We start from the raw sequence: 23,043 nt of genomic DNA on the forward strand, positions 1-23,043 counted from the left end.
CCCGGCAGGAAGCCGTTCCGCAAAGGGAGAGACCGAATGGAACGCCGAGAGTTCCTCAAGCACGGCCTGGTGGCCGCGGGCGGCGTCGCCGTCGCCGGGACGGCCACCGGCACCGCCCAAGCCTCCCAGACCTCCTCAGCCTCCCAGACCTCCTCCGCAGCGACCGACGTCCAGGTGATGGCCACCGTTCAGACGACAACGGCGGGCGGCCACTACACACCCAACCGCGCCCCGCTCCAGCCCGAGCCGTTCCTGCGGCTCCCACCCGGCAGCGTCCGGCCGGGCGGCTGGCTGCGCGGCCGGCTCGACCTGCAGCTGAACGGCCTGAACGGGCGCATGACCGAGGTCTCCGACTACCTGGCCTACGACGACTGCGGCTGGGTGCATCCCGAGAAAGACGGCTGGGAGGAGCTGCCCTACTGGCTGCGCGGCTTCAGCGATCTGGCCCTGGTCACCGGCGACGATCGCACCCGTACGCTCGCGCGCCGCTGGATCGACGGCATCCTGGCGGCCGGGCAGCCCGACGGCTGGTTCGGCCCGGCCGCCAAGCGCACGTCCCTGGAGGGCGGGCCGGACTTCTGGCCGCACATGCCGGTGATGGACGCGCTGCGGTCGTACGCCGACGCGACCGGCGACGACCGGATCGTGCCGTTCCTGACCGCCTATCTGCGCTTCCAGAACGGCCAGCCGCCGGAGGTGTTCGCGCGCGGCTGGGGCGCGTTCCGGTGGGGCGACAACCTCGACAGCGTCTACTGGCTCTACAACCGGACGGCGACGGCTGGCTGCTCGACCTCGCCCACAAGATCCACGCCGGCTCGGCCGACTACGTGCACACCATCCCGACCTGGCACAACGTCAACCTCGCCCAGGGCTTCCGTGAACCGTCGCAGTACGGGGTCCTCGCCGCCGACCCGGCCCTGCGCGCGGCGACCTACCGCATTTACGACACGGTGATGGGAACGTACGGGCAGTTCGCGGGCGGCGGATTCGCCGGTGACGAGAACTGCCGGCCGCATTTCGGCGATCCGCGGCAGGGCTTCGAGACGTGCGGGTTCGTGGAGTACATGCACAGCTTCGAGCTGCTGACCCGGATGACCGGCGATCCGGTGTGGGCCGACCGCTGCGAGGACATCGCGTTCAACTCCCTTCCCGCCGCGTTCGATCCTGAGCAGAAAGGCACCCATTACGTCACCAGTGCCAACAGCGTTCAGCTGGACGACGTCGCCAAGACCGACGGGCAGTTCCAGAACCGTTTCGCCATGCAGGCCTATATGCCGGGCGTTCACAACTACCGCTGTTGCCCGCACAACTACGGCATGGGCTGGCCTTACTTCGCCGAGGAGCTGTGGCTGGCGACCTTCGACGCGGGACTGTGCGCCTCGATGTACGCCGCGTCCACGGTGAAGGCCAAGGTCGGCAAGGACGCCACGAACGTCACCATCACCGCCGACACCACCTATCCGTTCGACGAGAACGTCCAGTTCAAGGTCGCGCCCGACAAGGCCGTGTCGTTCCCGCTGTACCTGCGGGTGCCGCGCTGGTGCGCCGCCGCCCCAGAGCTGCGCGTCAACGGCTCACGGCTCACGCTGCCGGCGGCCAAGACACCCGGCTACATCAGGGTGGAGCGGGTCTGGCAGGCCGGCGACACGGTCCAGCTGCGCCTGCCGATGCGCGTCGCCACGCGGACCTGGCGTTCCAACCACTCCTCGGTCTCGGTGGACCGGGGCCCGCTCACCTACTCGCTGGAGATCCAGGAGAACTGGCGGCGGTCGGGCGGCAGCGACGCCTGGCCCGAGTACGAGGTCATCGCCGGATCGGCCTGGAACTACGGCCTGGACGGCGGCACGATCACCAGCCGCCGCCGCACGCCGTCGGGGTCCGACCCGTTCACCCGCGAGGGGGTGCCGCTGGAGCTGCGCGCCCGCGCCCGCCGGATCCCCAACTGGCGCGTGGACCGCCAGAACGTCGTCCGCACGCTCCAGGACGGCCCGGTCGCCTCCGCCGAGAAGGCCGAGACGGTCTCGCTCATCCCGATGGGCGCGGCGCGGCTGCGGATCACCTCGTTCCCGGTCATCGGGCACGGGCCGGACGCCCACCAGTGGATCCTGCCGCCGAACACCAGCGCGTCCCACGTGTGGCAGGGCGACACCACCGAGGCGCTGTGCGACGGCGTGGAGCCCTCCGGCTCGGGCGACCAGTCGATCCCCCGCTTCACCTGGTGGGACCACCAGGGCACGACCGAGTGGGTGCAGTACGAGTTCGACAAGCCGCTGCAGGCCGCGAGCGCGGCCGTGTACTGGTTCGACGACACCGGAGCCGGGGCGTGCCGGGTGCCGGTCTCCTGGCGGCTGCTGTACATCGACGGAACGGCCTGGAAACCGGTCCAGAACCCGTCCGGGTACGGCGTCGCCCGCGACACCTACAACAAGGTGACCTTCACCCCGGTCACCGCCACCGCCTTCCGAGTGGAGGTACAGCTCGCCGGCGGATTCTCCGGCGGCATCCTGGAATGGAGGATGAACCCCTGATGCGGCCTTCCCGCTACTTGGAGGGCTGGCAGAGGTAGGCGTTGCGGAGCTCGTCGCAGGGTCGGGGGCCGTGCGCCCGCACGATGTCCTTGCCCACGTCGTTGGTGAGGTAGCGGATGAAGCTGGCCGCGAGCGATCCCGACGGGAGCTCGCCGTAGGTGTAGGCGTACTCGGTCTCCCAGAACGGGTAGGCGCCGTGGTCGGCCTCTTCCAGCGTCGCCTTGTGGCCGCCGATCCGCACCAGTTGCAGATCGCCGCGGCTCGAGGCGGCGCCCTCCTCGGCGTAGCCCATCGCGCCCTGCGTATGGGCCACGACGTCCAGCAGGTCCTCGGTGGAGCTGCGCGCGCACCGCGGGACGCCACCCTGGGCTCCCGCGGCCGGCTCGCGGCAGTCGTCGGAGGTATCGCCCGGCTCGCGCCTGCCGCCGAGGACCCGCTGCTCGAACGTCTTGCGCGTACCGGAGTTGGAGTAGCGGCCGACCAGCCGGACCGGCTGGTCCTTGCCGCCGACGTCCTGCCAGTTGGACACCTGGCCGTTGTAGATCTTCCTGATCTGCTGGAGTGACAGGTCCTGCACGCCCGCGTCCTTGTTGACCACGACGCTGAACAGGGAGAACGCGACGGGCCGCTGGATCAGCTGCGGATAGCCGTCGGGCTTCACGCCGTCGCTGAACGCCAGCATGCCGCCACCCGGCTTGAGCCGCTGCAGTCCCTCGGCGCTGCCCTTGGTGTCGACGGTGAAGTGCGCGCCGCTGCAGGAGTGGGCGTAGGACCTGGTCGCCTCCTGCAGCACCGGGCTGAACGCCGTCGACCCGGTGATGATGAGCTTGCCCTTGGCGCAGTCCAGCGGCGTCTTGTCGTCGCCGAACGAGATGATCGACTGGGCGACGATGACGGCGACCAGGAACGCGACCAGCCAGACCGCGCGCAGCGACGTGCCCGCGTTGCTCTTGGTCTCCTGCAGCCCGCCGCGCCCCGCGCCGCCCTTGATGCCGCCGACGACCTCGGGGTCGGCGAACGCGACGCTCCGGCCGTTGTCGTTGTCGGGGTGGCGTTCCAGCGCGGCCAGCACCTTGTAGTGCGCGGCCCGGTTCATCGGGACCTTGGGCAGCTCGATGACGCCGTCCACCGCGTTCAGCCCGGAGGTCTCGCTGAAGGAGTGGCGCAGGAAGCCGTCGCTGAGCTCGGTCACCACCATGCCCGCGACGCGGCGGCCCGGGAAGCGGACCCGTACCCCCACCTTGTCGTCGTCCAGCACGGCGTAGTCGCTGGTGTCGATGTGGGTGGCGCCGTTGTTCTCGATGCGCAGCAGCACGAACGACGGGTCGACCAGCGGGTCCCCGCCGCTCTTGCGCAGTTGCTGGAGCGCCCCCGCGTACTCCGAATGCACCTCGTCGGTCGCGATCGTGTCCATCTGCACGCGGTAACCCAGCCGCTTGCGCCCGACGAGAACGAACTCGTACAGGAACGCGATGATCGGCACGACCACACCGAAGACCGCGAGAACGACCCCCCACGGAAAACTGTTCACGCAGGCCCAAGGTAGAAGTCGCGAGACCGTTTCATGACTGCCGGGACAAGGTTTCGGCGAGAGTTCACCGCTCGTTGAGCTCCGCGGCGCTCTCGGGCCTCAGCTCGTCTTGTTGCAGGGGGATCCGAGGCGGTAGGTCTGGGCGGTGCGGCCGGCGAAGAAGTCGGTGATGATCTTGATGCCGGTGAACTCCCGGTCGTCGGGGCGGCCGATCACCGACTGGCGGAACGCGGCGGAGTTGGGATCGCCGGAGAAGTTGCCCGCGGCCTTCGGGAGGATGCCCTCGTAGTCGACGAACGTGGTCTGCTTGAGCGCGTCCAGCACGCCCTCGCGGGTGAGCTTCTTGTCGTCGGCGGCCCGCTGCAGGACGGCCTTCAGCGGATAGGACTCCGTCCAGCCCGCGGTGAAGGAGTCGTTCGGGTCCACCTCGCCGAGCGCGGCGCGCATCGCGGTGTGGCCGGGGTCGTCGGTGGCGAACGGCTTCCACGGCGCGGCCAGCAGGTAGCGGGTCTTCAGCGCCTTGGCGGCCGGGCCCTTCAGCAGCGACTTGTCCCAGGAGGGGTTGGAGCCGACGAAGCTGCCCTTGAAGCCGCGCGCGACCGACTCGCCCACGATGACCGCCGCGTCGGCGGGACCTGTGGTGAGCATGACCAGGTCGGGCTTCTCGCGGACGATCGCGTCGACGGCGGCCTTGGAGGAGCCCTGCGCGGTCTTGACGTCCACGTGGGTGAGGCCGTGCGCGTCGGCGGCGACCTTGGCGCCCGCCGCGGCGTCGTCGCCGTAGTCGCCCGAGTAGTGGACGGCCATCGTCTTCTTGAGCGTGGAGTTCTGCGCCATGTAGTCGACGGCGTTCATCGACTCGAAGCAGTAGCTGGTGCCCGACTCCAGGATGGCGTCCTCGAACTCCCACTTGGACGTCCAGGAGGCCGGCACCGCGATCATCTTGGCGGCGTGCAGGCCCTCCAGGATCGCGTCGGTCTGGGGCGAGCCGAGGGTCTGGGCGAGCGCCAGCACCTTGCCCTGGATCTCCTCGAAGGCCTTGCGGTGCGTCGCCACGTCGTAGTGGTTGTCGCGGACGTAGGTGGTGACGTCCACGTCGTAGCCGCCGATGCCACCCTGCCGGTTGACGCGTTCCCAGAACGCCTGCTCGGCGCGCGTGGAGGCGACGCCCAGCGCCTTGAACGGGCCGCTGGTCAGGTCGGAGATCACGCCGAGGTAGATGCAGCCGTGCTTCTTGTTCACCGCGTGCGGGCAGGCCTTCTTGGTCACCCCGGGCGCGGGGCTGGCGTAGGCGTCCGATCCCCCGGCGCACGCCGCCGACGAGACCAGCATCGCGGCGGCGGTCAGCGTGCCGAGCACCCTAGAGCGCACGGAGTCCATCGATCACTTCCCTGAGTAGGCCGGCGTCGGGCGCGGCGGAGGGCGAGGCGGGGCGGCGCACGACGATGAGGCCGCGGTCGGACAGGTCGCCGAGCAGGACGCGCACCACGCCGACCGGCAGCGCGAGCGCGGCGGCGATGTCGGCCACGCTCTGCGGGCGGATGCACAGCTCCAGGATGGCCTCGTCCTCGGGGCCCAGGGTCAGCGGATCGGGCGCGGGCACCTCGGCCGTCAGCACGACCGCGATGAGGTCCAGCGCCTCGCCCGTCCGCCGCGTGCGGCCGCGGGCGACGGTGAACGGCCGGACGACAGGCCCGGCCTGGTCGTCGACCCACAGCTCGTCGTCGGCCTCGCTCATCCGGGCTCGGCTCCCGCGGGCTCGGACGCGGGCACCGCGCCGGACTCGGGCACCGCGCCGGGCGCGGCCCTGGGACCGGCGGGCAGGGCACCGGCCACGGCCTCGGCCAGCAGCTCGCCGGGGATCAGCACGATCGCCAGCACGCCGCCGTACGGCGAACCGCGCAGCGTGACCTTGATGCCGTGCCGTTGGGCGAGCCGGGTCACCACCGAGAAGCCCAGGCGCGAGCTGTCGAAGAAGTCGGTCTCGCTGGCGTGCGCGAGCCTGCTGTTGGCCGCGTCCAGCTCCTCGGGCGGCATGCCGAGCCCGCGGTCCTCGATCTCGATGGCGAAGCCGTGCGCGGCGCCCTGGCCGGTGACCCGCACCATCGTCTCCGACGGGGAGAAGCTCAGCGCGTTCTCCACCAGCTCGGCGAGCAGGTGGATGATGTCGGCGACCGCGCGGCCCTGCACCGCGACGCGCGGCATCGGCACGACCTCGACGCGGGTGTAGTCCTCCACCTCCGAGGTCGCGGCGCGCGCGACGTCCACCACGCGCACGGGCGTACGCCAGACGCGCCCTGCGGAACGGCCGGACAGGATGACCAGGCCCTCGGCGTGGCGGCGCATGCGGGTGGCGACGTGGTCCAGCTCGTACAGCTGCTCCAGCTCGCCCGGGTCGTCCACGCGGCGCTGCATCGCCTCCAGCATCGACAGCAGGCGCTGCAGCAGCGACTGGTTGCGCCGGGCCAGGTTGATGAGGATGTCGCCGAGCCGCCGGTGCGCGGCCGCCTCGCCCGAACTCGCCCGCACGACCGCGCGGCGCGCCTCCAGGAACGCCTCGTCGATCTGGTCGATCTCCCTGATGGTGTAGCCGGGCCTCGGCGGCTCGTCGGGGATCTCCTCGCCGGCGCGGGCCGCCTCGCCGATGCGCGGCAGCCGTTCGCCGGTGAAGGCGTTCATCGAGGCGGCGACGGCGCGGCTCTCGCGGACCAGCCGGCGCCCGACCCGGAACGCGACGGCCAGGGAGATGCCGACCGCGATCAGCCCGAGGCCGCCCGCCAGCGCGAGCCGCACCAGCACGGTCGTGGCGTTGTCCTTGGCGCGTGCCACCGTCGTCGCGCGCAGGCCCGAGGCCACGCCGGACAGCTGCCCGTTGACCGACTCGGTGGCGGTACGCCACGCGCCGCCGTCGACCGGCGGGCGGCCCGAGTCGCGGCCGCTCTGCATGAGGCGTTCTTCCAGGTCCTGGAAGCGCTGGTACTCGCGGCCCTTGAGGATCGCAGTGTACCGGGCCCGTTCGGCGGCCGGGAGCGCGCGGGCCGACTCCTGGTAGAGGAAGCGCTGCGCCCCGACCGTCCGGGTGAACTGCAGGTACTCCACGTCGCTGAGCTTGCCGGCGGCGAGCGCGCCGGTGACCAGCGCGTCCTCGCGGGACAGGTTCTCGCGGGCGCGTTCCATCGCGACCAGCGTGCGGGTGTCGCGGACCACGTCGCGGTCGTCGGGGTAGACCTCGTCGAAGATGCCCGCGGTCTGGTCGATCAGCTCGGTGTAGCGGGCGAGCGCCTGCGGCCGGTCGATCGACGCGCTGTCGGTGGTGTGCCGGTCGACCGCGCCACGCAGCGCGGTGAGTCCGCCGAGCGAGTTCACGACCAGCACCATCTGGCGGCGCGCCACGGGCCGGGTCGCGGCGCGCACGTCCGGGTCCCGGGTGGACCGGCGGAAGACCGCCGCCGCCTGGTCGGTGCGGGCGCGCTGGGCGTCCAGGCCGGTGCGGCCGATCGTGGCGTCGTCGCCGAGCTGGGCGAGCGACATCCGCCGCTCGTCCTGGAGCGCTCCGACCAGGGCGTTGGTCGGGTCGACGACCTTGGTGTTGAAGGTCTTGGCCCGGACCAGCCGCAGGCTGTCGCGCAGCGTCACGGTGGCCGCGAACGCCCAGAGCGCCACCAGCGCGGTGATCGGGGCGATCAGCAGAACGATGATCTTCGTCTTGATCGATTGCGCCTGGGTCGATCGCGCTCGTCCGGTCATCTGTCCTCGTGGCAGGCGTCAGTGGGGCGGGGTGACGCACGAGAGCCAGGTGACGGGCGTGTGACAAGGCTCACGCGAGTAGCCGGAAGCTACTCCCGTTTTCGGTGGGTCGATTGGACTTCGCGAATTTTGACCTCATTCGGACGACCGGGTGGTCAGCATGGACCACTACAGACGGTGAAAACCATCAGTGCGTTTGGATCCACTGGTCGATCCGGTCGAACGAGTCGCCCGCCGACGGATGCAACGTCAGATCGTGCCCGGTGTCCGCGATCGCGGCGGCGGACACGCTCGCGGCCGAGCTGTAGTAGGGCAGCTCGTTCGTGCGGACGTTGGAATCCTGCGAGCAGTCGAGCAGGACGCCGCAGTAGCTGGTGTCCTCGCGCCCGACGACGACGAGCGTGTGCGCGTGAACGGCGTTGGTGTCGTTCAGCCCGGCGGGCGTGGCCAGGCGGACGCCCGCGTCGGCCAGCTCCACGGCGGAGACCAGGTCCTTGTGCGCCTCGTCGTAGGCGATGACGGACGGGTCGGCGGTGCCCGTGTCGTAGAAGGCGCCGGCCCGCGTGCCCGGCCGGGTGGTGAGGTAGCCGGGGTCCAGGACCTGGCCGGCGAACGCGGGGTCCAGCGCGGCCGGGTAGAAGCTCCCGACGGTGATGACGGCGCCCTGCCCGAGCGCGGGCGGGTGGACGACGCCGGTGACGACCAGCCGGTCGGCGTCGCCGTAGGCGCCCACCTCCTTGATCGCCACCATCGAGCCCATCGAGTGGCCGACGACGGTGACCTGCGAGAAGCCCTGGCCGCGCAGGTTCTGGACGAGCTGGTGCAGCACGTAGGCGTCGGCCGCGACGCTCAGCGACGCGCTCGCCGGGCGGGTGCTCGCGCCGTCGCCGGGGCGGTCGTAGGCGAACGCGGCGCGGCCCGCGTCGGTCGTCTTCTTGACGTAGGAGTAGGTGCCCGGGTCCTGCGGCCAGTCCCAGTAGCGGTGGTCGTAGGTCGCGCCGTGGACCAGCACGTCGACGCGGTGAACGCCGCCGGCGTAGGTGGCGGGGGTGCAGAGCTCGCCCGAGATCGTCTGGTTCGCCGGGCCGCCCTCGGTCAGCGCGGCCGGGACGGTGACGGTCGAGCAGGTCTGCGTGGCGCGCGCGGGCGCGGCAGGCCCCGCGGCGAGGAGAGCGGTCGCGATCGTGGCCAGGCACATCGCGGGAATCCGGCGCATGAATTCTCTCCGGTATCTGAAATGAACGGGTTCCGGTCCAGGGGCCCGATCTTTAGGGAGTAAGAATGTAGCGCAGATAATTTCGATCTTAAGGTCGCTTCGCGGCCTTCGTGAAAATTGGTGGCCAACGTGAAGCTTGTACACGTAGGAACGGTCCATTCCCCGTAGTGCAATGTGTCGCCGATTGGGAGGACACGAGTGGACCGACCGTACTAACCTTGAGGTGTCTTCGGTGCGCGAACGCGCCGGGACACCACACGGGAGTGGTTCAGTTGGTCGACTATGCCAGGCCCCCGACCGGAAATCTTCCGGCCGAATTGTCGAGCTTTGTCGGACGACGGAAAGAACTGACCGAGATCGGCGCACTGCTGGGACCCTCCCGGCTGGTGACCGTGACCGGCGTCGGCGGCGTGGGCAAGAGCCGGGTCGCGCTGCGCGCGGCGGAGACGGCCGCGCGCGACTTTCCCGACGGCGTCTGGCTCGTCGAGCTGTCCGAGCTCCAGGACCCGGCGATGCTCACGCACGTGGTCGCGCACACGATCGGCCTGCAGGACCAGACCGTCCGCCCCCAGATCGACGTGCTGTCGGACTTCCTCGCCGAGCGGAACGTGCTGCTGCTCCTGGACACCTGCGAGCACCTGCTCGACGCCTGCGCGATGCTCGCCGAGGTGCTGCTGGCGGCCTCGCCCGGCTCCTGCGTGCTGGCCACCAGCCGCCGCCCGCTCGGCGTCGCGGTCGAACGGGTCTTCGCGGTGCCGCCGATGGCCGTGCCCGAGCCCGACTCCACCGACACCGACTCCCTCGCCGGCGCCCTCGACACCGGTTTCCTCGACGCCGGCCCGTCCGGCCTGGGCCTGCCCGGCGCGATCGACCCCGACCCGGGCTCGATGGACTCGCGGCGGGCGTGGTGCGACTCGATGATGCTGTTCGCCGAGCGCGCCAGGGCGGCCGACCCGGGCTTCCTGCTGACCCCGCGCAACCACGCAGAGGTGAGCCGGCTGTGCCGCCGCCTGGACGGGATCCCGCTGGCCATCGAGCTGGCCGCGGTGTGGGTGCAGACGCTGACGATCGAGCAGATGCTGGAGCAGCTCGACCACCGCTTCAAGCTGCTGTCGGGCGGGTACGGCGCGGTCGCGCGACACGAGACGCTGCGGGCCGCGGTCGGCTGGAGCCACCAGCTGTGCGAGCCGGTCGAGCGGCTGATGTGGGCGCGGCTGGCGGTGTTCGCCGGGCCGTTCGACGCCGCCGCGGTGACCGCGGTGTGCGCCGACGCGCAGATCCCGGTCGGCATGGTCCCCCGCCTGCTGAACCGCCTCACCGAGAAGTCGGTGCTGCTGGAGGAGCCGCCGCACGGCGGCCAGGGCACCCGCTACCGGCTGCTGGACACGCTGCGCGAGTACGGCTGGGAGTGGCTCACCGCGCTCGGCGAGCACATCGGCCTGCAGCGCCGCCACCGCGACCAGTACCTCGCGCTGGCCCGGCGGTGCGTGGCCGAATGGTGCGGGCCCGACCAGGTCGAGTGGTGCGAGCGGATGGGCCGCGAACGCTCCGACCTGCGCGCCGCGCTGGAGTTCAGCCTCACCGACCCGGCCGAGCACGAGGCCGGGCTGGAGCTGGCCGGCAGCCTCTACTTCTTCTGGGGCACCAGCGGCCTCATCCGCGAGGGCCGGTACTACCTGGACCGCTACCTCGCCCTGGACCTGCCGCCGAGCCCGGCGCTGACCAGAGCGCTCGGTGAGGGCGCCAGGATCGCCACGCTGCAGGGCGACCCCGCCACCGCGCGAGAGCTGATCGAACGATGCCGCCCGTTCGCCGAGGAGCAGCATCTGACCGCCACGTCCGCCCAGCTCTCCTACCTCGAGGGCGCGACCGCCACGCTCCGCGGCGACCACGAGTACGGCGGCGCCCGCCTGGACGAGGCGATCGCGCTGTACCGCCAGGGAGGCAGCTCGGGCACCGGGCTGCTCTTCACCATCGCGGTGCGCGGCATGGCGCACACGCTGGAGGGCGACGTCGACCTGGCCATCGTCCGGCTCGAGGAGTGCCGGACCCTGTGCGATGAGCACGGCGAGCGCTGGGTCCGCTCGTTCGCCGACTCCATGCGCGGCCTCGCCGAGCTGCGGCGCGGCGACGTCGAGTCCGCGACCTGGTACGCCCGGGAGTCCCTGCGGTTCAAGGAGCAGCTCCCCGACCGGACGAGCACCGCCCTGGCGCTGGACCTGCTCGCCACCATCGCGGCGTCGGGCGGCGAGGCGGAACGGGCGGCCCGGCTGCTCGGGTTCGCCGACAGGTTGTGGGCCTCCTTCGGCATGCCTCAGGGCGGCTACTCCGAGCTCAGGACGATGCGCGAGCCGAGCGAGCGCAAGGCCCGGCAGGCCCTCGGCGCGGACGCCTATGACAAGGCGTTCTGGCAAGGCCATGACCTTTCCTTCTCTACCGGCGTCGGGTACGCGCTCGACGCCGCGCCACCTCGGGCGAACGGAGCAGGCGAATCGGAGCCGGAGTAGGGATGCCCCGACAGATGTTCCGTCGCTCACGTCCCCCCGTTTCCTCGCCCCCGCCCGGCCGGGCGGGGCCGATGGAGCCCGCGGTGGCCGCGCTGCGGCTGGCGCGGGCGACGGTGCCGCGGTTCGCCGACTTCGTCGCCGTCCACCTGGTCGAGGACGGCGCGGCCGACTCCGGGGTGCGGCTCACGCTGCGCCGGATCGTGTCGGTGGACGCGACCGAGCGCAGCCGCCTCGCCGAGCTGCTGCCCGCGGGCGCGATCGCTCGCTGGGAGCCGGGCGGAACGGTCCCCGCCTCGCTGTCGCGCGGCGAGAACGTGCACGCCGTGAGCATGGACGCGCCGACCGCCGACCTGCTGTCGGTCCAGCTCGCCGCCCCGGCGCTGGCGCCGCTGCTGCGCGACCGGTCGATGTCGCTGATCCCGCTGACCGAGGACGGCCGCGTCCTCGGCAACGTGCTGATGGTCGCCGAGCCCGGGCGCGCGCGGCACACCGAGCTGGAGGCCGCCGCGCTGGAGGAGCTGGTCCGGTGGACCGCCCACGAGATCGCGCGCGGTCAGGCCGAGAGACGAGCCGGCGCCCCGGAGCAGGACGACGGCGACGGCGACGGCGACGGCGGTCGGCACGGCGAGCACTCGCTCGCGGAACGGCTGTGGCGTGAGGCCGGTCCAGAGCTTCCCACCCACATCCCGTTCGTCGAGCTCGGCTACCGCTACCTGCCGGGCAGCACGGACGGCCGGGACCCTTCGGCGTCGAACGACCAGCCGCCCGCCCGGATCGGCGGCGACTGGTTCGACGCGGTCAGGCTGCCGCACGGGCGGACCGGACTGGTCGTCGGCGACGTCGCCGGGCACGGGCCCGCGGTCGCGCTGCGGATGAGCCAGTGCAAGACGATCGTCCGCACGCTCGCCTCCCTGGATCTGCCGCCCGAGCAGGTCATGCACCGCTTCGACCTGATGGTGCGGCGGCTCGGCGAGGACTACGGCAGGGACGAGGACTTCCTGGCCACGTGCGTCTACGCGGTCTACGACCCGGCCGAGCGGCGCTGCCACATCGCCAGCGCCGGGCACGTGCCACCCGTCCTGATCCACCCCGACGGGCGCGGCGAGCTGCTGCGCCCCATCGCGGGCCTGCCGATCGGTGCGGGCGACGCGGGCTTCGAGACGAGCACGTTCAGCGTCGAAGAGGGCAGCGTGCTGGCGCTCTACTCCGACGGCCTGGTCGAGGCCGGGCGGCGCGACATCGAGGACGGCATCCGCGCGCTCGCCGACCGGCTCAGCAGGCCCCTGGACGGGCGCCCGCTGGACGCGGTCTGCGAGGACGCGATGGCCGTGCTGGGCGCGGACCGGCGCGAGGACGACGTGACGCTGCTGCTGGCCCGGCTGACCAGCCCGCAGCCGATCACTCCGGATGCCTCCGCCACGCGGCCCGCCGCCGTACCCGCCGGCGAGGTCGCGCGGACCGGCGGGCCCGAGGAGGCCGGGATGGTCGGGCGCGTCCGCGAACTCGGCGAGATCGGGCGGCTGCTGCGCTCGGCGCGACTGGTGACGCTGACCGGGATGGGCGGGGTCGGCAAGTCGCGGCTCGCCCGGGAGGCGGCCGAGCGGCTGCGGACCTCGTTCCCCGACGGCGTGCACACCGTCGACCTGGCGGAGCTGCACGACCCGGCCGAGCTCCCGGCGCTCGTCGCGACGACGCTCGGGTTCGCCGAGCCGGACGCCGACGAGGGCGCCGCCGTCCAGCGGCTCGTCGCGGGCCGCCGGATGCTGCTGATCCTGGACTCCTGCGAGCAGGCGCCCGGCACCTGCGCCGCGTTCGTCGCCGGGCTGCTGCGCGCGGCCCCCGGCGTCCACGTCCTGGCCACCGGCCGCTCGCCGCTGCGGGTGGCCGGCGAGCACGTGCTGCGGATCGAGGCGCTGTTCCCCGACGACGCCCTGGAGCTGTTCCTGGCCCAGGCGAAGGAGAGCGTCGCGGGCTTCTCGCTGTCCTCGCAGGACCTGCTGCGGGCCCGGCACCTCTGCCAGCGGCTGGACGGCATCCCGCTGGCCATCGAGCTGGCCGCCGGCCGGCTGCGGAAGCTGCCGTTCGAGGACCTGATGGGGCGGCTGGACGACCCGTTCGAGCTGCTGACCGGCGAGCCGGGGGCGCGGCCCGCGCGGCACCAGAGCATGCGGTCGGTGATCGACCACAGCCACGAGCTGTGCGAGCCGCTCGAGCGGCTGCTGTGGGCCCGGCTGTCGGTCTTCCCCGGCACCTTCGACCTGGCCGCCGCCCAGCACGCCTGCTCCGCCGACGGCCTCGGCCCCGAGGACGTGGTCGAGGTGCTCGGGCGGCTGGTGCGCATGTCGGTCGTCACGCCGCGGCCGACCCGCACGAGCCGCCGGTACGTGATGCTCGACGCGACGCGCCGCTACGGCGGCGAGCGGCTCGCCGAGCTGGACGAGGCGCTGGAGGTGCGGCGCAGGCACCGCGACTGGTACCGGCGGGCGACCGTGGACGCCTCGGAGCTGTGGTTCGAACGGGATCAGGTCGCCCGCGCCGACCTGATGCGCAGCGACCAGGCCAACCTGCGCGCCGCGATGGAGTTCAGCTTCACCCAGCCGGGCGAGGCGGGCGACGGGCTGGCCGTCGCCACCTCCCTGTGGCCGCGCTGGGGCATCGCGGGCAACATCACCGAGGGCCGCACCTGGCTGCGCCGCGGGCTCTCGCTGGAGACCACGCCGTCGCCGCTGCGCGCCAGGGCGCTGTGGATCCAGGGCTGGCTGGCGGGGCTGCAGAACGACCAGGTCTCCGCGCTGCACTCGCTGGAGGAGTGCTGCGAGCTGGCGTCGAGTCTGGGCGACGAGGCGGCCGAGACCACCGCGCTCCAGTTCTCCGCGGAGGTGGCGCTGCGGCGCGGCGACCGGGCGGTCGCCGTTCCGCTCTATCAGGAGGCCCTGGACCGGCACCGCAAGGTGGGCGCCCTGCACGGCGTCCTGATGTGCCTCTACCAGCTCGCCCTCTGCCATTCCCTGCACGAGGGCGCGGAGGCGCAGGACCTGCGCCGGTCCCTGGAGCTGTGCGAGGAGGGCCTGCACGCGGCCGAGGGCGGCGAGGACCAGTGGCGCCGGTCCTGCCTCCTGTACGCCTACGGGTTCGGCCGCTGGCGGCTCGGTGACCTGCGCGCCGCCGGTGAGGCGGCGCTGGACGGCCTCCGGCTGAAGCGGCCGCTGAACGACCGGCTCGGCGTCGGCCAGGATCTCGCGCTGCTGGCCTGGATCGCGGCCGAGGACGGCGGTACGGCGCAGGCCGAGCACGCCGCGCGGCTGATCGGCGCGGCCCAGCGGATCTGGCGCGAGACCGGGTCGCCGTTCGCCGGGTTCCGCCAGCAGGCGGGGCGGCGGGACCGCGCCTGGGCCTCGGTCACGGCGGCGCTGGGCGACACCGGCAAGGCCGAACGGCTGGCCCGCCAGGGAGCGATTTTGCCGCTCCCCCGCCTCCTGGACGAGCTGCTCGGCGAGACCGGCGGCGGTGACCGTCACGTCCGATCGGCCGGATAGGCCAGAATCGGCGTATGCAGTTCGGCATTCTCGGCCCGGTCGAGGCACTGGTCGACGGCCGCCCCGTGGCGGTCGGCGGTCCTCGCGTCCGTGCGCTCCTCGCCCTCCTTCTCCTCGACGCGGGCCGGCTGGTGTCCACGGAACGGCTCATCGACGGCCTGTACGGCGAGGACCCGCCGAGCGGCGCGGCCAACGCCCTCCAGTCGCAGGTGTCGCGGCTCCGGCGCGGACTGGGCGACGCCGAGCTGGTCGAGGGGCAGCCCGCCGGGTACCGGCTCGCCGTGGACCCCGCCGATGTGGACGTTCACCGGTTCGACCGGCTCGTGCGCGAGGGGCGGCAGGCGCTGCCCGCCGACCCGGCCAAGGCCGCGGCCCTGCTGCGGGAGGCGCTGGGCCTCTGGCGCGGGCCCGCCCTGGCCGACCTCACCGACGCCCCGTTCGCCAAGGCGCAGGCGGCCCGGCTGGAGGAGCAGCGCGTCGCGGCCGCCGAGGACCGCGCCGAGGCGGAGCTGGCGGTCGGCGAGCACGCCGCCGTCGTGGCTCCGCTGCAGGAATTGACCGCCGAACACCCGCTCAGAGAGCGGGCACAGGGCCTCCTCATGCGGGCGCTGTACGGCAGCGGGCGGCAGGCCGAGGCCCTCGCCGCCTACGAGAACGTGCGCCAGTTGCTGGCCGACGAGCTCGGCGCCGACCCGTCTGCCGAGCTGTCCGAGATCCACATGGCGATCCTGCGCGGCGACGAGTCGCTGCGCGCGGTCAAGGCCCCCGCCCCCGCCCCCGCGGCGGCGCCCGCGGTCTTCCAGTCCAACCTGCCCGCCCAGCTGACCAGCTTCGTCGGCCGCGAGGAGGAGCTCGCCCGGGTCGGCAAGATGCTCGAGGAGAGCCGCCTGGTCACGCTGCTCGGCCCCGGCGGCACGGGCAAGACGCGGCTGGCGGTCGAGGCCGGCGGCCGGGCCGAGGGAGAGGTCTGCTTCGCCGACCTCTCCCCCGTGATGAACGAGGACGATCTCCCGCAGGCCATGCTGACCGCCCTCGGCGTTCGCGAGGCGGGCCTGCACGACGACGCCACGCAGGGCGAGCGGCCGCAGCCCCTCGACCGGCTGATCATGGCGCTGGCCGATCGGCCGATGCTGCTGATCCTGGACAACCTGGAGCAGGTCGTCGCGGGCGCGGCGCGGCTCACCCACCGCCTGCTCAGCGCCTGCCCGAGCCTGCGCGTGCTGGCCACCAGCCGCGAGGCGCTCGGGGTGACCGGCGAGACGATCTGGCCGCTGCCGCCGCTGCGCGTACCCGAGCCGGGGACCGCCGCCGCCGAGGCGCTCGCCTATCCCGCCGTACGGCTGTTCGCCGACCGCGCCGCCGCCGTGCGCCCCGGGTTCGAGGTCGATGAGGGCAACGCCCGGACCGTTCTGCAGATCTGCGCGGCCCTCGACGGCCTGCCGCTGGCGATCGAGCTGGCCGCCGCGCGGCTCCGCTCGATGGCGATCGAGGACGTCGCGGCCCGCCTCGACGACCGCTTCCGGCTGCTCACGCGCGGCAACCGTTCCGCCGCACCGCGCCACCAGACGCTGCGCGCGGTGGTCGAGTGGAGCTGGGAGCTGCTGGACGAGGACGAGCAGCAGCTCGCCCGGCGCCTCACGGTCTTCGCGGGCGGCGCCACCTTGGAGGCGGCCGAACGGGTCTGCGGCCTGCCCGAGTACGAGACCGACGACCTGCTGGCGAGCCTCACCGACAAGTCGCTGATCCAGAACGACGGCGGCCGCTACCGGATGCTGGAGACCGTCCGGGCGTTCTGCGCCGAACGCCTCGCGGACACGGGCGAGGAGGACGAGCTGCGGCGGGCGCACACCGCCTACTTCGTCGACCTCGCCGAGACGGCCGACCCGAAGCTGCGCGGCCCCGATCAGCTGACCTGGATGGCCCGGCTCACCGCCGAGCACGCCAACACCCAGGCCGCCTTTCGCTGGGCCATCACCTCCGAGCCCGAGACCGCGCTGCGGTTGCTGGGCGCGCTGTCGTGGTACTGGTGGCTGCGCGGGATGCGCGGCGAGGTCGGCGCGCCCGCCGCCGAGCTGCTGGAGCACTTCGGCCCGCGGCCGCCCGAGGGTCTGGACGAGGAGTACGTGCTCTGCGTGGTGAACGCGGGGGCGGGCGGCATGCTCACCAAGGACGCCGACGCCCACATGTCCGCGGCCGCAAAGATCATGGACGCGATGCCCGGCGCGCCCAGGCGCATCAGCGTCCTGGTCCTGTGGGCGATGTCCAACCCGATCCCGAACGCCGACGACATGATGGAGCGGCGGCGGCGGATGCTGACGCTGGCGGGCGACCCCTGGCTCGACGCGCTTGACGACTTCAGCGCCTCCTACATGGCCATGTACAGCGGTGACCTGGACACCGCGCGACCGCACTTCGAGAAGGCGATCTCCTCGTTCCGGGCGCTCGGCGACCGCTGGGGCATCGCCAACACCCTCGACGGGTTCGCGATGCTGGCCGAGTTGCAGGGCGACCTGCCCCGCTGCCTGGAGCTGATCGACCAGGCCTACGCGCTGACCGAGGAGCTCGGCGTTCCCGAGGACATGGCCGACCTCCTGTGCCGCAAGGCCGAGACGTTCATCCGCTCGGGCGACCTGGACGCGGGACGCGCGGAGTACGAGCGGGCGCACGAGCTGGCCGTCCGCGCCGGCTCTCCTCAACGCGCGCAGATGGCGCGGCGGGGCCTGGCCGACATCGCGCGGATGACCGGCGACCTCGCCACGGCGCGGGCCCTCTACGAGGAGATCCTGAACAGCCGCACCCTCACCTGGGGCTGGACCGCCGAGACCGTCGCCCGCGCGCACCTGGGACTGGGCCTCATCGCGCTCGGCGACCGGGAGCTCTCGGTGGCGCGCGAGCATTTCCGCGAGGCCATCGGCATCTCGTGGGAACAGCCGTACGTCAGGACCGCCTCAGAAGCCGTGGCGGCGCTGGCGGAGGCCGCCCTCCTCCTGGACGACGCGCAGCAGGCCGCGACGCTGCTGGGCGCGATCGACGCGTTCCGGGAGATCGGCCCCCCTCTGAACTTCGAGCCGCTCGTCGCCCGCATCCGCGAGAGCCTCGGCGAGGACGCCTACGAGTCCGCCTATGCCCAAGGCGCAGCGATGCCCCGCCAGGAGGCGTTCGCCTTCGCCCGCTCCTGAGTTAGGTGAGGCCCTCCTCACCTCTCCGGACCCGGCTTGGAAAAGTGATATCACTTTGCTAGATTGGTGATAGAAGCCTACAAGGGGGAGATCATGACCAGTACGCCGGATCCGGACCCGAACCAGCCGGTCGACATGCCGACGCCGAAGATCAGCGAGCGGACCACCAACGGCGCCAACGGGTGGCCGATGCTGGGGGTCGTCGTGCTCCTGGTGATCGTGGGCGTCGCGCTCTTCCTGATCGGGGTCAACTCCGACGGCACCGGCAGCGTCGTCGCCGTCGTGGCCGGGGTGCTGGTCTTCCTGATCGGCCTGGCGCTCGGGTTCGGGCTGACCGCGGTCGCGCCGAACGAGGCGCGGGTGCTGCAGCTGGTCGGGGCGGGCTACACCGGCTCGATCCGTACGCCCGGACTGCGCTGGGTCAACCCGCTCACGCAGCGGCGCCGGGTGTCCACCCGGATCCGCAACCACGAGACCGGCCACGCCAAGGTGAACGACCTGGACGGCAACCCGATCGAGATCTCCGCGGTGGTCGTGTGGCAGGTCGAGGACACCGCACGGGCGATCTTCGAGGTCGACGACTTCGTGGAGTTCGTGGCGTTCCAGACCGAGGCCGCCGTCCGGCACATCGCGGGCAGCTTCCCCTACGACTCCAGCGAGCGGATCTCCCTGCGCGAGAACGCCGACGAGATCACCGGGAAGCTGTCGGAGGAGATCGCGGCGCGGGTGGCCTCGGCCGGGGTACGGATCGTCGAGTCGCGGATCACCCGGCTGGCGTACGCGCCGGAGATCGCCCAGGCGATGCTGCGCCGCCAGCAGGCGGGCGCGGTGGTCGCCGCCCGGCAGCGGATCGTCGAGGGCGCCGTCGGGATGGTGCAGTCCGCGCTGGCCAAGCTGGACGAGGAGGGCGTGGTGGAGCTCGACGAGGAGCGCAAGGCCACCATGGTCAGCAACCTGCTCGTGGTCCTGTGCGGCGACCGGGACGCGCAGCCCGTGGTCAACACGGGCTCGCTCTACCAGTGACCCGTGGCGACCGAGCGTAAGAAGATCCTCCTGCGGCTCGACCCCGCCGTCCACGACGCGCTGGCCCGCTGGGCCGGGGACGAGCTCCGCAGCACCAACGCCCAGATCGAGTTCCTGCTCCGCAAGGCCCTCGCCGACGCCGGGCGCCTGCCCGGCGGCGTGGGGCGGATGCGCCGGCCCGGGCGGCCATCCAAGACAGCCGAAACCGATGCCACGGACACCGTCGAGGAGTAGTCATGGTCGAGGTTCCCGAATCACTTCCGGCCAGGATGTTCCTGCTGGCGTACGACCTGAACAAGAAGCGCATGACCGGCCGCTCGCAGCTCGGCTACGTGCTGCGCGGCGCGGCCCTCACCGAGCTGTACCTGGACGGGCGGCTGGGCGAGCGCAACAACAAGCCCTGCACCGAGACCGACGGGGACGACCCGTACGGGCTGCTCGCCCAGATCGCCGCCTCCCGGCCGCACTCCTGGCAGTACTGGGTGCGCAAGGAGCACCGGGCGATCGTGCGGACCGTACGCGAGGAACTCGCCAAGGGCGGCTGGATCCGCGTGGAGCCACGCCGCGTGCTCGGCCTCTTCCCCGCGACGCGGATCACCGTCCGCGACCCGCGCGTGGTGAAGTCGCTGTGGGGCGGTGCCTCGTCGGCGCTGCGCGGCAAGCCGGTCGCGCACGTCAACAGCCTCGACGCCGCGGCCGTGGCGCTCGCCGCGGCCGGGGACCTGCGCACGGTGCTCCCGCGCGGCGACCGGCGCCGCCACAAGCAGCGCATCAAGGAGCTGACCGCCCGCACCGGGCCGGTTCCGAAGGCCGTTCGCAAAGTGATCTCGTCGCAGCACGCCGCGGAGACCTCCGCCGCGACCGGCGGCGGCTGACCGGCGGCGGCTCCCGATCCGCCCCGGCGGCTGACCGGCGGTTCCATCGCGCCTCGACCCGTGTTCGACGGCCCGGCATTGACACTTGTCACGACCACGGGCGAGGCTGGCGACTGTTCTAGAACGAACCTCTAAGAACTCGACGACCGTCGGCGAGGCGCGAACCCGGGAGAGCCCATGACGCGGCTGAGCGCGTCTCCCGGCGCGGCGCTGGGCAGGCCGCGCGAACCCGGACCCTGGCGGGTGCTGTCGGTCGTCACGCTCGGCACCCTGCTGCTCGTGGTCAACCTGACCACGCTCAACATCGCCCTCCCGGTCGTCGTCCGGCACTTCGGCGCGGGCGCGTTCGCCTCCAGCTGGCTGGTGCTCGGGTTCATGCTGGTGCAGACCTCGCTGCTGATGGTCGCCGGGCGGATGTCGGACGTGTTCGGGCGGCGCGGCATGTACCTGTGCGGGCTCGGGGTGTTCACGCTCTCCAGCCTGATGGCCGGGTTCGCGCCGACGATCGAGGCACTGATCGCGCTGCGCGTCGTGCAGGCGTGCGGCGGCGCGGTGCTGCTGGCGAACGGGACGGCGATCATCGCGCACGCGTTCCCGTCCGACCGGCTCAGCGAGGGCCTCGGCGTCTACTTCGGCTTCCTCACCGCGGCGCCGCTGGTCGGGCCGTCGGCGGGCGGGTTCCTGGCCGAGGCGGCGGGCTGGCAGTGGGTGTTCTGGTTCAACGTGCCGTTCGGGGTCATCGCCCTGGTCTGGGCCGCGGTCTCGCTTCCCCGCGTACCGCCGGGCGGCGACCGCGAGCCGATCGACGTGATCGGCGCGGTGCTGCTGTGCGGGTGGCTGAGCGGGCTGATCCTCACGCTGTCGGAGGGCGGGTCGCACGGGTGGGGCACGCCGGCGTCGCTGGCCGGGGCGGCCCTGTTCGCGGTGCTGCTGCCCGCGTTCGCGCTGCGGCAGGCGACGGCGCGGCATCCGCTGGTGGACGTCACGCTCTTCACCGACCGGCACTTCTCGCTCGCCAACCTCGCCGCGTTCTGCAACAACATCGGCCGGTTCGGCAGCGTTCTGCTGATGGCGCTGTTCCTGCAGGCCGTCAGCGGCATGACCCCGGCGCAGGCGGGCCTGGCCGTCCTGCCCGGCCCGATCGCGGGCATGGTCGCGACGCCGGTCGGGGGCTTCCTCGGCCGCCGCGTGAACGCCCGGACGATCGCGGTCGTCGGGTCGGCGACCGCGACGTCCGGGCTGCTGCTGGCGCTGCTGGTGCTGAACGAGGACACCCCGTACGCGCTGATCGCGGTGTGCCTCATCCTGGTCGCGGTCGGGAGCGGGGTGTTCACCACGGGCAACACCTCGGCGGTGCTGTCGGTCGTGCCGGACGGCCGCCTCGGCGTGGTCAACGGCCTGCGGATGACCCTGCTGAACGTGGGCAACGTGATGGGTGCCGCGCTGTGCCTCATGCTGGCCAGCTCGGCGCTGGCCGCCGATGACCGCCGCCTGCTCTACGGGGGCGCCGCGGCGGGCCTGTCCCCCGCCGAGCTGGGCGATCTGGTCACCGGCTACCACCGCGCCTACGCGCTGCTGCTGGCCGCGTCGGTGGTCGCGACGTTCGCCTCGCTCACCAACCGCCGTCTCGGGCGTCACGAGCCGCGGCCCGCCGACCACGGGTGAGCACGAACGCGCCGCCGGCGAGCGCGGCGAGGATCATCGCCGTGCCGAACACCGTCGCGCCGTTCGCCAGCCCGATCTCGTCGCTGAGGAAGCCCGCCGCCACCGGCAGCAGCCCCGCCGGGAGGTAACCGGCGGCGCTGAGGGCCGCGTTCGCCTCGGCGAGCCGGTGGCCGGGGACCCGCGCGCTCAGCAGCGACAGCCCGCCCAGCTGCCCGAGCCCCTGCCCGGGGCCCGCCAGGATCGCGGCGGCCACCAGCAGGACGGCCGACGAGGTCCGCACGGCGACGATCAGCGTCACCATGCTGAGGACGGTCGCGACGGCGCCGGTGGAGAGCACGGCCCGCACGCTCGCGCCGCGCATCGCGAACTGCGCGCCGGTCGCGGCGGCGAACATCACGAACACCATCGTGCCCGACACGATCCGGCTCTCGGTGCCGAGCAGGTCCGAGAGCAGCGACGGCCCGAGGGCCAGCACGAAACCGGTCGCGGTGATCCCGGGCGCGAAGACCGCGATCCCGGCGAGCAACTGCCCGCGGTTCGCCGCCGGAACCGAGGGCAGTCGTACGGCCCGGTGCTCGGAGGCGGATGCGGCGGGCCTCCGCAGCGGGAGCCGCAGGACCGTGACGAACGCGGTGATCAGGAGCGCGGCCTCCAGGACGAAGAACACCACCGTGGGGCCGGGGAGCCGTTCGGACAGCACGCCCGACACCAGCGGGCCCGAGCCCGCGCCGATCACGACGGCCGTGGAGGCCAGCAGCGCGGCCAGGCGCCTGCGGGGCGCGCATGTGCCGCCGAGGTCGGCGACGGCGGCCGTGCCGGTGGACAGCACCGTGCCGACCGCGACGCCGGTCAGCAGCCGGGCGACCGCCAGCGCGGCCACCGAGGTCGCCGTCGCGAAGATCGCGCACGCCGCCACCCCCAGCGCGAGCACCGGCAGCAGCACCGCGCGGCGCCCGATCCGGTCCGAGAGCGCCCCGGCGACCGGCAGCGCACCGAGCAGCCCGGCGATGTAGCAGGCGTACACGATGGTGATCACCCCCGCCGAGAAGCCGAGCCGTTCCTGCCACAGCACGAACAGCGGGGTCGCCGCCGTGGGCAGCATCATCACCGCCGTCACCGGCCACGCCGCCAGCCAGACCGCGCGCCGTTCCCGGACCGTCGCCGTCATCACGCCTCCCGCACCACACTCATGTACGAAAAAACTCGTACTTGTACGAATGGGGTCGAACTTAGCAT

15 protein-coding genes are annotated in these 23,043 nt (G+C 72.7%); 9 read left to right on the forward strand and 6 right to left on the reverse strand.

Annotated features, from left to right (window positions below; genetic code table 11):
- Positions 1-36 precede the first annotated feature (36 nt).
- Together J4573_RS56245 and J4573_RS29435 are read left to right on the forward strand one after the other, a co-directional pair.
- A complete protein-coding gene (locus tag J4573_RS56245; protein WP_307796982.1) occupies positions 37-954 on the forward strand; it encodes a glycoside hydrolase family protein in 918 nt (305 codons plus the stop codon).
- Positions 837-2,528, forward strand: coding sequence for a beta-L-arabinofuranosidase domain-containing protein (locus J4573_RS29435; RefSeq protein ID WP_307796993.1), 1,692 nt, complete (start codon positions 837-839; stop codon positions 2,526-2,528). Before J4573_RS56245 ends, J4573_RS29435 begins: the two co-directional genes overlap by 118 nt.
- A gap of 13 nt (positions 2,529-2,541) precedes the next feature.
- Here J4573_RS29435 and J4573_RS29440 read toward each other — a convergent pair whose 3' ends face one another.
- The 5 genes from J4573_RS29440 to J4573_RS29460 all read right to left on the reverse strand — a co-directional run bounded on the left by J4573_RS29440 (position 2,542) and on the right by J4573_RS29460 (position 9,022).
- Positions 2,542-4,059, reverse strand: coding sequence for a PstS family phosphate ABC transporter substrate-binding protein (locus J4573_RS29440; RefSeq protein WP_208259130.1), 1,518 nt, complete (start codon positions 4,057-4,059; stop codon positions 2,542-2,544).
- 99 nt (positions 4,060-4,158) lie between these two features.
- Positions 4,159-5,439 (reverse strand): ABC transporter substrate-binding protein, encoded by a 1,281-nt coding sequence (locus J4573_RS29445; protein WP_208259131.1) that lies wholly within the window; start codon positions 5,437-5,439, stop codon positions 4,159-4,161.
- On the reverse strand, positions 5,420-5,797 hold the full coding sequence (locus J4573_RS29450) for a DUF742 domain-containing protein (protein ID WP_208259132.1): 378 nt from the start codon (positions 5,795-5,797) through the stop codon (positions 5,420-5,422). Before J4573_RS29450 ends, J4573_RS29445 begins: the two co-directional genes overlap by 20 nt.
- The gene (locus J4573_RS29455; RefSeq protein ID WP_208259133.1) at positions 5,794-7,806 is read right to left on the reverse strand and encodes a sensor histidine kinase; all 2,013 of its coding nucleotides are present in this window, start codon (positions 7,804-7,806) and stop codon (positions 5,794-5,796) included. The genes J4573_RS29450 and J4573_RS29455 overlap by 4 nt, the downstream gene beginning before the upstream one ends.
- Before the next feature lie 187 nt (positions 7,807-7,993).
- Positions 7,994-9,022, reverse strand: a complete 1,029-nt coding sequence (locus tag J4573_RS29460) for an alpha/beta hydrolase (RefSeq protein WP_208259134.1) — start codon at positions 9,020-9,022, stop codon at positions 7,994-7,996.
- 386 nt (positions 9,023-9,408) lie between these two features.
- On the opposite strand from J4573_RS29460, the gene J4573_RS56250 reads away from it, so the two are divergent.
- The 7 genes from J4573_RS56250 to J4573_RS29495 all read left to right on the forward strand — a co-directional run bounded on the left by J4573_RS56250 (position 9,409) and on the right by J4573_RS29495 (position 21,807).
- Positions 9,409-11,529: an ATP-binding protein gene (locus J4573_RS56250; protein WP_208259135.1), complete on the forward strand. Its 2,121-nt coding sequence runs from the start codon at positions 9,409-9,411 to the stop codon at positions 11,527-11,529.
- A 71-nt stretch (positions 11,530-11,600) separates the two neighbouring features.
- Positions 11,601-15,065, forward strand: coding sequence for a SpoIIE family protein phosphatase (locus tag J4573_RS29470; RefSeq protein ID WP_208259136.1), 3,465 nt, complete (start codon positions 11,601-11,603; stop codon positions 15,063-15,065).
- Positions 15,066-15,079: 14 nt separating this feature from the next.
- On the forward strand, positions 15,080-18,244 hold the full coding sequence (locus J4573_RS29475; RefSeq protein ID WP_208259137.1) for an AfsR/SARP family transcriptional regulator: 3,165 nt from the start codon (positions 15,080-15,082) through the stop codon (positions 18,242-18,244).
- A 93-nt stretch (positions 18,245-18,337) separates the two neighbouring features.
- The gene (locus tag J4573_RS29480; protein ID WP_208259138.1) at positions 18,338-19,267 is read left to right on the forward strand and encodes an SPFH domain-containing protein; all 930 of its coding nucleotides are present in this window, start codon (positions 18,338-18,340) and stop codon (positions 19,265-19,267) included.
- A 3-nt stretch (positions 19,268-19,270) separates the two neighbouring features.
- On the forward strand, positions 19,271-19,501 hold the full coding sequence (locus J4573_RS29485) for a type II toxin-antitoxin system antitoxin (protein ID WP_208259139.1): 231 nt from the start codon (positions 19,271-19,273) through the stop codon (positions 19,499-19,501).
- A gap of 2 nt (positions 19,502-19,503) precedes the next feature.
- Entirely contained in the window at positions 19,504-20,142 is a 639-nt protein-coding gene (locus tag J4573_RS29490) for a GOLPH3/VPS74 family protein (RefSeq protein WP_208259140.1), read from the forward strand.
- Between the two features lie 177 nt (positions 20,143-20,319).
- On the forward strand, positions 20,320-21,807 hold the full coding sequence (locus J4573_RS29495) for a DHA2 family efflux MFS transporter permease subunit (protein ID WP_208259141.1): 1,488 nt from the start codon (positions 20,320-20,322) through the stop codon (positions 21,805-21,807).
- On the opposite strand, the gene J4573_RS29500 is transcribed toward J4573_RS29495, so the two are convergent.
- Entirely contained in the window at positions 21,755-22,975 is a 1,221-nt protein-coding gene (locus J4573_RS29500; RefSeq protein ID WP_208259142.1) for an MFS transporter, read from the reverse strand. The two genes, J4573_RS29495 and J4573_RS29500, sit on opposite strands and share 53 nt — an antisense overlap.
- Positions 22,976-23,043 lie beyond the last annotated feature (68 nt).

Origin of the sequence: Actinomadura barringtoniae, from assembly GCF_017573505.1 — a bacterium.
Lineage (GTDB): Bacteria > Actinomycetota > Actinomycetes > Streptosporangiales > Streptosporangiaceae > Spirillospora > Spirillospora barringtoniae.

Excerpts from the sequence above, each read along its gene's own strand:
- J4573_RS56245 (WP_307796982.1), top strand. The coding sequence starts at position 37 with ATGGAACGCCGAGAGTTCCTCAAGCACGGCCTGGTGGCCGCGGGCGGC.
- J4573_RS29445 (WP_208259131.1), bottom strand. The coding sequence starts at position 5,439 with ATGGACTCCGTGCGCTCTAGGGTGCTCGGCACGCTGACCGCCGCCGCG.
- J4573_RS29450 (WP_208259132.1), bottom strand. The coding sequence starts at position 5,797 with ATGAGCGAGGCCGACGACGAGCTGTGGGTCGACGACCAGGCCGGGCCT.
- J4573_RS29455 (WP_208259133.1), bottom strand. The coding sequence starts at position 7,806 with ATGACCGGACGAGCGCGATCGACCCAGGCGCAATCGATCAAGACGAAG.
- J4573_RS29460 (WP_208259134.1), bottom strand. The coding sequence starts at position 9,022 with ATGCGCCGGATTCCCGCGATGTGCCTGGCCACGATCGCGACCGCTCTC.
- J4573_RS29470 (WP_208259136.1), top strand. The coding sequence starts at position 11,601 with ATGGAGCCCGCGGTGGCCGCGCTGCGGCTGGCGCGGGCGACGGTGCCG.
- J4573_RS29475 (WP_208259137.1), top strand. The coding sequence starts at position 15,080 with ATGCAGTTCGGCATTCTCGGCCCGGTCGAGGCACTGGTCGACGGCCGC.
- J4573_RS29480 (WP_208259138.1), top strand. The coding sequence starts at position 18,338 with ATGACCAGTACGCCGGATCCGGACCCGAACCAGCCGGTCGACATGCCG.
- J4573_RS29490 (WP_208259140.1), top strand. The coding sequence starts at position 19,504 with ATGGTCGAGGTTCCCGAATCACTTCCGGCCAGGATGTTCCTGCTGGCG.
- J4573_RS29495 (WP_208259141.1), top strand. The coding sequence starts at position 20,320 with ATGACGCGGCTGAGCGCGTCTCCCGGCGCGGCGCTGGGCAGGCCGCGC.
- J4573_RS29500 (WP_208259142.1), bottom strand. The coding sequence starts at position 22,975 with ATGACGGCGACGGTCCGGGAACGGCGCGCGGTCTGGCTGGCGGCGTGG.